This window comes from Candidatus Neomarinimicrobiota bacterium (assembly GCA_022560655.1).
GTDB lineage: Bacteria > Fidelibacterota > Marinisomatia > SCGC-AAA003-L08 > TS1B11 > JADFSS01.
In genome coordinates this window covers 1-10,475 of sequence record JADFSS010000069.1, presented here as the reverse complement: position 1 = coordinate 10,475, position 10,475 = coordinate 1, and the positions used below count along the sequence as shown (strand labels likewise).

Below are 10,475 nucleotides of genomic sequence, written 5' to 3'. Positions count from 1 at the left end.
AGGCATCCGCCAGGTTAGGTGGAGCGGCTGCCGGCTGAGCGCCGGGAACATCTGTTTCGCCCGCGGCATTCGCTGCATTGGTCTCACCGCCAAGTCCTGCGCCGCCACCGGCAGGCTGCTGAATTGCTGCGGTCAGGTCGGCCGGATCGGCCACCGGCTCTCCGCCGGGAGGCTCTACGTTACGTTCAACAAACGCAGGATTGTCGTTGTCACCGGGCGCCGCCGGGGGCCCCGGATTCGCCAAAGTAGTATTGTCGGCACCCACCCCGGCTGCCGGTCCCTGCTCGGGCACCGCCCCGGCATTCGTAACGGCACCGAAATCTGTCTCAGCCGGCCCGGCTGGCACCGGGTTATTGGCGCCCCCTGCCGGCGGTGGAGTTCCGGCTTGTGCGGTAGGATCCAAAAGATTCGTTGGGGCGCCACCCGGATTCTCTCCGGCGCCTTGGATCCGACCCAAGGGGCCGGGAATATCCTCGGCATCACCGGTTCTGATCTCAGCGGCATTCCCAACGATCGTCGGTCCATTCTCGGCCGCCGACCCGATGGCGAAGCCACCCCGATCACCGGCCCCGATTGCGGCACTGGCAAGTCGGGTCTGGAGGAAAGATTGGGTAAACTGATTCTGAGCGCCCCTGGCGGCAATCTGTTCGGCAGGGGACCGTCCCTGTGCCAGTGCGAATCCCAAGGCGGTCTGCTCAAAACTGGCTGCTACGCGCACGCCGTCTAGCTGCGGTGGTGGATCATTGGCCGAGATGGTCGCTGGGCGACCGCCTGCCTGGAGACCCTGCGCCGGTCCTGCCGCAGGCTGCTGATTTCCTACCCGCGCTTGACCCACTTGTGCGGTCTGCCCCTCAATGCCTACCGGAACAGCGGCCGCACCACCGCCAGTGGCGGCCGGTTGGGCGGCGCGGTTTAATTCCTGGCGCGCCTGCTGAAAGCCCTGCTGAAGCGCTCTCCGCGCTGAGCCCCGTTCACGAGCAGCGGGGGCCTCACCGGCCTCGTCCTCACCTTCTGGTTCGTCGCCGCCGGCTGCCCGGGCCGCGGCACTGAAGTCGAGCACAACCGCCGGACGCGACCGCCGCGACCTGGCAAAAGCGGCGCGCAGCTGGTCGCGCCCCCCCCTGCGAGCCTCGTCCGATCGCTCGCGACCCCTCCCGCGTTCTGCCCCGCGAGTCTCTTCACTCTCATCGGAATCATCGGACTCCTCAATGAGGTTAATCTCGCCGGTACTGAACTGCGAAAGTGCGTCGTTTAGATTAATACTGTCAGACATAGCTCAATATCTTGTCGGGACAGCCGATATTAAAAATGCCAACAGCTGCGAGGATCGGGTATGCGAGAGTTTGTATGGCTACACTCATCACGACCTTTCGGTTGTTGGCCCCTTTTTACAAAGCCCTATCGTAGTCGCTCTAACGGGCACCGCTCCCAATTCGGAAGCCGAACCCCGTCGCTCTCCCGGTGTTGAAACATATATAATATTTCGTCAAGATGCAAGTGGAATCCGCCCCTGTTGGAATATATGGGCAGGTGACCTTTCAAGTCGAGGATAGCGCCAATTTGCGCCTCTGTTGGTTAACTTAGCGGGTGAAGGTCTCCCCACCAGCATCCCAGGCCCGCGCCAGGGAGTTGGACAATCAAGATTCACTGGCCCCTTTTGCGGACCGGTTCGTGGTTCAGGAACCGCACCTGATCTACCTCATGGGCAACTCCCTCGGCCGGCTCCCCCGTGCAACGGTGTCCCGTCTGGCCACCGCCATAGACCAGGAGTGGGGGCGTGACCTCGTCCGTGGCTGGAATGCCGGTTGGGTCGCTGCGCCCGCCCGCCTCGGCGACCGACTCGGCCAATTGCTGGGGGCCGCGGCGGGTCAACTGGTGCTCGGCGACAGCACCTCGGTCAACTTGTATAAACTGGTGCTGGCGGCGTTGGCGCTACGGCCAGACCGCCACCGCATCGTCACCGACGAGCTGAACTTCCCCTCCGATCTCTATGTCTTGCAGGGCTGCGTGCGGACGTTGGGCGGCCACCACCGCCTGCATGTTGTGCCCCCCGGCCACGACGGCATCAGCATTGATTGGCAGCGCCTCCTGGAGGCCATCGATGAACGCACGGCACTGGTAACCTTATCCCAGGTGGCTTTCAAGACCGGCTATCTGTACGATGTCCCGGCCATCACCAGCCGGGCCCACGACGTGGGCGCGCTGGTCTTGTGGGATTTGAGCCACTCTGCCGGTGTCGTTCCTGTTGAGCTGGACCGCTGGGGCGTGGACCTGGCCGTGGGCTGCACCTACAAATATTTGAACGGCGGACCGGGCTCTCCGGCCCTCCTGTATGTGCGCCAGGACCTGCATCGCACTGTACAGACGCCCCTCCAGGGCTGGTTCGGACACCGTGCCCCCTTTGAGTTCGACCCGCAGTTCCAGCCCGCCAGCGATGTCACCCGCTTCTGTGTGGGCACGCCGGCCGTGCTGTCGCTCCTGGCGCTGGAACCGGCGCTGGACCTGCTGCTGGAGGCCGGCGCGGCGGCACTGCACCGCAAAGCTCAGGCTTTGACCGGCTTCCTGCTGGAGCTCTTCGACACCGATCTGGCGCCCCTCGGCTTTGAGCTCGGCACCCCTCGTGACCCGGCCAGACGCGGCGCCCACATCAGCCTGCGCCACCCGCAGGCGTACCGGATTTCGCGCGCCCTGGCCGAAGAAATGAACGTGCTGGCAGACTTCCGTGAGCCCGACTACCTGCGCCTGGGGCTGTCACCCCTGTACACCGGCTTTTCCCATGTCTGGCAGGCTGTGGATCGCATCAGGCAGGTGGTTGCGGAACGGCGCTACGAGCGCTATTCCGAGGAGCGAGTCGGCGTTACCTGACCGGGAAACACACGGCCCGGGCAATTTCAAGGAGGGCAATGAACACCATGATCGAGGTTGAAAAGACGTCCGCTGGTGGCAAGACCGAGTTCCAGGTGACGGTGGGCGAGGGCGCCGGCAAAACCACCCACCGCGTGAGCATGTCACCGCTGACCTACAAAAAGCTTTCCAAGGGCGCTGTGAGTGAGGAGCGGCTGGTGCAGGCGGCTTTCGAATTTCTGCTTGACAGGGAGCCGAAGGAGTCCATCCTGCGGTCGTTCGACTTGACCGTCATCAGCCGATATTTTCCGGAGTTCGAGCGCTTGCTGGGCGGCTACCTGACCCGCTAACCCTCCCTTATGCTGGCGGACCCTAGCGTTCCGTAGCGAGAAGGATCTGACCCTGGCGGGCCAGGTCGATGGCGCCGGCCAGGATGCGCGCCGCTTCCTGGGGCGCATGAAAGCCCATCGAATTCTCCGCTTCCACAAAATCGAGCCGGAACTGTGCTTGCCGCTGAAAATCCTGCGCCTTCGTAAAGACATCACCGCTCCGTCCGCTGGCCTTCGCGTCCTTAAGTGCGGTTATCAGGGCCATGAGCGCCTCCATGGACCTTTCTCGAATTTCAAAGGTCACCTGCTGGATGTTTTCGGCCCGGGCTCTGAGCTCCGCCTCACCCACACGATGGCAGGTCTGGCAGGCGCGGTTAATGTTCAGCAGCGGGCTCCGTATATGGTGGTCGCTGATCTTCATGGCCCCAACCCGTTTATAGGGCATGTGGCAGTCGCTGCAGGCCACCCCCGAACGGGCGTGTATGCCTTGGCTCCACATTTCGAATTCGGGATGCTGGGCCTTCAATACCGGCGCGCCCGTTTCAGCATGCGTCCAATCCTTAAACCCCTCCGCGTCGTAATAGGCGAGGATATCTTCAACTTTCAGGCCGCGGGACCACGGGTAGACCAGGCGCTTTTCCTCGCCGCGAAAATAATACTCCACATGGCATTGCGCGCACACGTAGGTGCGCATCTCCTGATGCGACGCTGCCTCGTTCACGTCGTAATTCGGGCTGCCGAGGGTGGCCTTGTAGGCGCGGATGCCTTCCATAAATGCTGGCCGCGTCACCCGCAACGCCATCGTCTCTGGCGAGTGGCAATCGATGCAGGCGATGGGGTGGGTCACTTTCTCTCTGGCCTGGGCATAGGACATTCGATTCAGCCGCTCGAACCCCAATGTAAGATCACCCTCCCCGAGCTCGCGGTAAGCCACATAGGTAGACGCATGGCAGTGGATGCAGGTGCCGGGCTGCTTGGCCACCCGCTGCCGCTCCGTGTAGGTCTGGTCGGTGAGCATGTATGCATGCCCGCGGTCCTCACGAAAATCTTTGGAAAATGCGTAGCCGCTCCACATTCTTATTAGACGGGGGTCAGCTTCCAGTTTGGATTCAGCCACCCTGGTTCGAGGATCGGTCGCGGTTGGGTCACGGGGCAGGGCTTCGCTCCCGCCAAAGCGGGTGCGGGTCATATCCACCGTGAGCCGGTAACCGTCGTATTGCAGGGGAAAGTTCTTGCCCCATACTTTGGGGTCCACGATCGAGTCGTCCAGCTCCACGACCCGGAAGAACGGGTTGAAGGCTTCGGCCTTCCGTTGACTAATGCTGAGCAGCAGCCAAAGCACCAGGACCGTGACGCCGGCGGCAACCGCGGTGAGCACGAGGTAGGAGCGGCGCGGCCACAGGCGACTCCCAATGAAACTCTTTCGCCTGGCTTCGCCTGTCATCGTAAGCCCCTCCTAGCTTGAAGCCGCGTGGCCCACCTGCCGGTGGCAAACAGCACACCGTCGCTCATCGCCGTCAGCGGGTACCCTGTTCATCATGCTCGCGACCAGCGAGCTGTGGCAGCGCACGCAATTCGCTTGCAACAAGCGCCGGTTCCGGGCGTGAATCCGAATAGGCTCATGAAAATTTTGGAGGGTAAATGCGGCGGAATGGTTATAGCCATTCAGAATTTTTGCACCCCACTTCGCCATCGTGCCCGAAGGCAGGTGACAATCGATGCAGCCGGCCACCGCCTTATGGCTGGACTTCTGCCAGGAGGCAAACTGCTCGGACATTATGTGGCAGTTGGCGCAAGCGCGGGGGTTTTTGCTGAGGTAGGAAAAGCCCTGGCCAAAGTAGAACGTAAACAGCGACGCTCCGAGAAAAATGCCTACGACGGCGAGGGCGCCCCGCGGGCCAAGTTCATACCTGCGCAAGCGTTACCCAGCTGGCGTGCGAGTTCGAAACGGGCCGGGAGTCGTACCGGGCATGGGGCAGTGCAGGCCGTGTCGTGCGCGCCACCAGGCTACCTAGTCCACCATCTTCCAGAAGGCGATCCCACCGGCCTGCTTGCCCACCTCCGCATGGGTCACCAGCGACAGCTCCCGCAGATCGAGGATGTCCACCGAACCGGGCTGCCCCCTGATGCCCTCCACGGACACGAAAGCGTAGCGGCTGTCCGGCGAAATGGCGACCCCGTGAGTGACCCGCCGGGTGTTCTGTATACGGGCCAGTTCCCGGCCCGACTGCAGGTCCCATACCGCGGTGGCGGCATCGGTTTTGTAGGTCACCACCAGGAGCTTGCCATCGCTGGTGACCTCGCAGTTATACGGGCCCCGTCCCGTTGCAAAGCGCCGGCTGATGCGCCAGTCCTTGAGGTCCACCTCCACCACCTCGTCGGTGCCGTTGTTGGTGACGTAGACGTGTTCCCCGCTGGGGTCGGGTGCGGCCCAGGTGGGTTGCTCCTTGCGGATGGGCGGCATATGATGGTTGCCCGTCGCGCCCTTTGAGCGCTTCATTCCGGTCACTGGAGCCGGCTCTTTTCCGAGAAAAAGTGTGCGGGTAATACGCATGCCCACGGCATCGATTTCGTACAGCATGCCATCCATCATGGCCACCGAATAGTGCTTCAGACCATCGCGGGTAAGCCGGGAGCCGTGCGGCATGATACCGGTCTCGATCTGGTCGATCTCGGTCATGGATTCCGGGTCCACCACGGACACATAACTGGGCTTTTTGTCCCCGTGAAGGTTAAAGTTCACCACATAGAGCATGCCGGTGGCGGCCGAGATTTGCAGGGTGGCGGGAAACAGATCCAGTTCCACCCGCCCGATCCACTGATCATCCCCGGTGGCATACTTGTACACGTGACCGTAAGGAAATCCGTGGGCCACCGACAGATACCAGTAATCGCCCTCCGGGGAGATCGCCAGCCCGTGGGGACCCTCAATTTCCACTGGCCAGACCCCCACATTGATCTCCTGTATGACCACGGCGTCGCGCCCATCGAACCGGATCAGGGCCACCTGGTCCTCGGATTCGGCCGTGACGTACACATAGTAGTCCCGGGCCGCCAGCGGCAGCGCAACCAGCATGAGCAGTGCGCTCAGCAATCGCCGCACCAGGGCCCGGCGCCCCATCAGTGGGTGCCCACCTGCTTGTCCGGTGAGGCCAGCCGGACGACGTACAGGCCGCTGTGGAAGTCGGAAAAGAAGATCAGGTCTTTGTAGGGCTGCGGCCCCCAGACCATGGGGGCATTGGCAAACACTCCTTCTTTGCTTAGGGAGAAGTAATTGGCTATCTCCCGCCCCTGTTTGTAGAGGTCCCCCAGCAGTTCACCCGAAATGTCCAGCACCCGCAGTCCGCCCTGATAGAAGGCCGCATAAAGCGTGTCGCCCCGCACCCACAGGTTATGGGCGCCCGCTTCCGGAACCTGGTAAAGCGCCACTTCCCGGGGATTGTTGATATCTGAAAAATCCATAAAATGGAACCCACCTGCCGCATACGAGATGCGGTCATCAGTGGCATCGAAGCCGGCGGGGAAATCCTCATCGCCGGCAATGATATAAAAGGTACCCGTCGACTGGCTCAGAAACGGAAAAGCAGCGTGGTTGCGCCCCGTCGTGTCTTCCAGATGCGCGAGGGGTACGGGGTTGGACGGGCTGCCGCGACCGGCCGCTTTGAGCAGCGGATTCGCGTTGATCAGTGGGATGTTGCGCTCGGCTCTGGTGAGACCGCCCACGTCAACGGCGTAGACCCCGTCCTGCCAGTTGGAGGAATAGCCGATACCGTCCTCGATCCAGATATCGTGGATGGCATGACCGGGCGTGTCCAGCTCGAACACCCCCACGCGGTAGGGCTTGGCGGGATCCTCGATACTGATGACGTCAAACTTGCGGCCGTTGTTGACAGCATAAACATAGTTGTCATAGATAAAGGCGTTATGCACGCCGCCGGTCATATCGTGATTAAATACCGAGATTATTTTTACATCAAAGGGGTTGGATACATCCAGAATGACAAACCCGTTCTTGCGATTGGAGGCCCCCTCGCGGGTGATGACCGCCGTGCGCCCGTCTGTTGACACCTTCACGTCATTCACCGTACGCGCATCCACGATCACCGTGTCGATAATCACCAGGTTGGACGGGTCGGTCACTTCCCAGAAATAGGCCTCCCCGTTGGCGCCCCAGGTTCCGGTCACGGCAAAATCCCGCCCCTTGAACTCGCCGATCCCGGCCCACACCCACAGGTCGGAGGTATAGTGATTCTTCACCACGCCGTGGCCCACCAGCTCCACCTTCTTGCTCACGTTGCGCGGGACGATTCCAATGGTCTTGTGGCTGGAAAATCCACCGCTGTTCGCGTAAATGGTATAGATTCCGGCCGTTTCCGCCACGAACCGGCCGTCCGGTGTAATCTGACCGCTGGCAGGCAGCCCTATGCCGTAGTTGGCCTCACCTGTGAATGAGTAGCTGATGGGGGCGTCTTTCACCGCCTTCCCGGAGCGATTGGCCAGCGCTTTGGCTGTAAACCTCACCACGTCGCCGGTGCGCGCCTCTTCCACCGGACTGGTGAGCTCGATGCCAATAACCGGATTCCTTACGACTCTCACCTTGAGGGCAGCGGTGACTCCCTGCAGCTCGGCCTTCAGGGTGAAATTCCCCGGTTTCAAGGCCGTCAGATTACCGAAGGCATCGATCCGGGCGATGGACTTGTTGCTGGTGGAGAGCGCCGCACGCTCGTCCCGCTCCAATCCGGCCTCGTCAAAAACGGTCACACGGTAGTTGATGGTCGTGCCGGCATACAGTTTTTTGACAGGCTCTTCAAAGACCAGCCGGGCGACAGGTGGGAAGGGTACCTCGACGTAGAGCGTGTCCCTGACGCGCTCCTTGCGGGTTACGCTGATACTGCGCACGTACAGTGCCTGTCGGCCGGGTCGATGGGCCGTAATCTCTACGTGGGCGAAGCCGGTGGAATCGCTGATACGAGGACTGGCCGAAATCCCCTTGGCGGAGCTGCCGAAAATAAAGAAGGCATTGTTCGAGACTTTGCCCTCTTCGGTGAGCAACGCTATCTTGAGCATGGCGGAGCCGCCGATTTCCAGTTCCAGTGCTGCGGGTATGAACTCGAAATGCAGCGAGTCTTGCTTACTCTCACTGTCCTGTGCCACCAGGATTGATGCCACCAAGAACAGGCCCGCGGTGTATGCCATTGGCCTCATATTTACCTCCCTGGATTAGGTCTGATTTTACGGCAAAATAGACTGGGATGCTTAGGGTGATCTTTGCTCCGAGGTCCTGCCGCCGTGGCGCGTAAACTCGGCCCGGTCGCTGCATCACGGGGCGCCCCATCTAAGCGACCCTGATCCGGTGCTGGTAAAGCAGCTGATAATGGGGCTCGCATTCGGCGGCCAGCGCTTCCAGCCCGGGCGGCAGGGCAACCTGATTGGGCTTATAGGGCCTGAAGCCGGTAGACGCTTCCACGGACTGGTACCAGTGCCGGGCCCAGACCCCGTCCGTGGGCCGCCGGCCGGCCGCCCAGGATAGCATGTCCTCCCGAAACTCGACGCCCACACGGTGGCACAGAAGGGTCAGTGCCCGTGCGGGGTTGGTGAGAACATCGCGGGCGTCCAGCACCGGCGGGGGCTGCGAACGCTCATCCCAAAGTTGCCGAAAGAGCTCCGCCTGCTGCCTGTAACCCAGGTCCTCAACGGTCACGGCGGCCCGTTTTTCAACGTACGAGGCCAGCACTTCTCTGGGCTTGCGAATGAGGAAGCAGTGGGTCACCTCGTCCAGCCAGCGCCGGTCGATTTCGTCCAGCAGATGATGGGCCATATGCTTCTGAAACCAGACGGTCTTGCCCCACGGAATGGGGCCGGTGAGCCAAGCCACCACCGCGTGCCAGTCGGAGGACTGCGCAGCGATGATCTCCTCGCGTCCGGGATGGTCCAAACCGGTGCTGCGGAGGTAGTAGCCGTAGAGCGGCTCGTCGGTGACGAAGGTGTCGGGCCGGTTGCCCCAGGCGCGCAGCATGGCCGTGGAAATACTGCGCGGGCCCGACCACATGGCGATCCTGAGGGGTGGAGGCGACCTGTCCACGGGCGGGATTATCCTCCGGCCGTCTGGGCATCGACCAGGGCAGCGTAAAGGTCCTGCAACCGCCTGGTGAGGGGGCCGCGCCGGCCGCCGCTCATGGTGCGCCCATCAACGTCGATGACGGGAATGACCCCCGCGAATGTGCCGGTTACGAAAGCCTCGTCGGCGCCGTAGACATCGGCCAGCGAAAAGTCGGCCTCGGCCACGGGGATATCATGCTCGCGGCACAGGCGGATGATGGCCCCACGGGTGACCCCATGCAAGCAGTAGCGCCCGGTGGAGGTTTTGACCGCGCCCTTGCGCACCATGAAGAAGTTGGTGGAATTGCAGGTGGCGACAAACCCGTGGGGATCGAGCATCAAAGCCTCATCGGCGCCGGCCTTGTGGGCCTGGATGCAGGCAGTGATACAGTTCAGCTTGCTCAGGGAATTCAGCTTGGGGTCCTGCACGTCCGGTGCGCCGCGCCGCACATGGACGGTGAACAGCCTGATGCCCTGGCTTTGGGTGGCCTCGCTGGCAACCTTATACTCAGGGATAATCACGATGGTGGGCCCGCCGACGTTGGCCGCCGGATGCTGAAAGGGGGTCAGTTTGAGGCCGCGGGTGACCACCAGCCGGATGTGTACGTCCGTGGTCATGGCGTTGGCGTCGAGGGTCGCCCCGATCTTGTCCAGCAGTTCGTCGGGCGAGATGCCAATGTCCAGATCGATGGTCTTGGCCCCGGCGTAGAGCCGGTCCAGGTGGTCTGCGCTAAAGAGGAGCTTGCCCGCGTGCAGGCGCAACCCCTCCCAGACGCCGTCGCCCAGCAGGAAGCCGCTGTCGAAAACCGAGACGCGGGCCTCGTTGCGCGGGACAATCTCGCCGTCTACATAGATCAGGATATCCGCGTTGCGGGGGTCCTGGTCAAACGCATGGGTTCCGGTGAGCATGGCAGTGCCTTTCCTTGCTTTGGGGGAGACAAGTTAGCAAGGTGAGTGTTGGGTCTCAAGGCCGCGGACGGACAGCCGCTCGTGGTTGGGGATGCAAACGGGGTGGGCTACCGCCTCCCCTGGCGGTATCACGCCCACCGACGGAAGGGGTGGCCCAAAGGTGGCCCAAACGTGACCCCAAGATGGCCGCAACGGGCTGGTGGCCCCCCCCGGGGGGGTGCCACGGGTCACGTCGGAGGGGATGGCACCGAGGCGGCACCAACGTGACATCAAGATGACACCGTTGCGACCCCA

9 protein-coding genes are annotated in these 10,475 nt (G+C 62.3%); 2 read left to right on the top strand and 7 right to left on the bottom strand.

Annotated elements, in window-relative coordinates:
- Positions 1 to 1,273: hypothetical protein (locus IH971_09370; GenBank protein MCH7498047.1), on the bottom strand; the 1,273-nt coding region annotated here is incomplete at its 3' end.
- 314 nt (positions 1,274 to 1,587) lie between these two features.
- Between IH971_09370 and kynU the strand changes: the two genes are divergently transcribed.
- Complete coding sequence (gene kynU / locus IH971_09365; GenBank protein ID MCH7498046.1) at positions 1,588 to 2,865, top strand: kynureninase; 1,278 nt, start codon at positions 1,588 to 1,590, stop codon at positions 2,863 to 2,865.
- Between the two features lie 47 nt (positions 2,866 to 2,912).
- Complete coding sequence (locus tag IH971_09360; protein ID MCH7498045.1) at positions 2,913 to 3,194, top strand: hypothetical protein; 282 nt, start codon at positions 2,913 to 2,915, stop codon at positions 3,192 to 3,194.
- Positions 3,195 to 3,216: 22 nt separating this feature from the next.
- Here the strand turns inward: IH971_09360 and IH971_09355 are convergent, their stop codons facing one another.
- The 6 genes from IH971_09355 to IH971_09330 all read right to left on the bottom strand — a co-directional run bounded on the left by IH971_09355 (position 3,217) and on the right by IH971_09330 (position 10,181).
- Complete coding sequence (locus IH971_09355) at positions 3,217 to 4,617, bottom strand: ammonia-forming cytochrome c nitrite reductase subunit c552 (protein ID MCH7498044.1); 1,401 nt, start codon at positions 4,615 to 4,617, stop codon at positions 3,217 to 3,219.
- Between the two features lie 12 nt (positions 4,618 to 4,629).
- Positions 4,630 to 5,091, bottom strand: a complete 462-nt coding sequence (gene nrfH / locus IH971_09350) for a cytochrome c nitrite reductase small subunit (protein ID MCH7498043.1) — start codon at positions 5,089 to 5,091, stop codon at positions 4,630 to 4,632.
- 93 nt (positions 5,092 to 5,184) lie between these two features.
- On the bottom strand, positions 5,185 to 6,294 hold the full coding sequence (locus tag IH971_09345; GenBank protein ID MCH7498042.1) for a YncE family protein: 1,110 nt from the start codon (positions 6,292 to 6,294) through the stop codon (positions 5,185 to 5,187).
- Positions 6,294 to 8,378 (bottom strand): hypothetical protein, encoded by a 2,085-nt coding sequence (locus IH971_09340; GenBank protein MCH7498041.1) that lies wholly within the window; start codon positions 8,376 to 8,378, stop codon positions 6,294 to 6,296. Before IH971_09340 ends, IH971_09345 begins: the two co-directional genes overlap by 1 nt.
- 130 nt (positions 8,379 to 8,508) lie before the next feature.
- On the bottom strand, positions 8,509 to 9,222 hold the full coding sequence (locus IH971_09335; protein MCH7498040.1) for an HAD family hydrolase: 714 nt from the start codon (positions 9,220 to 9,222) through the stop codon (positions 8,509 to 8,511).
- Between the two features lie 41 nt (positions 9,223 to 9,263).
- On the bottom strand, positions 9,264 to 10,181 hold the full coding sequence (locus IH971_09330) for an aminotransferase class IV (GenBank protein ID MCH7498039.1): 918 nt from the start codon (positions 10,179 to 10,181) through the stop codon (positions 9,264 to 9,266).
- Between the last annotated feature and the right edge of the window lie 294 nt (positions 10,182 to 10,475).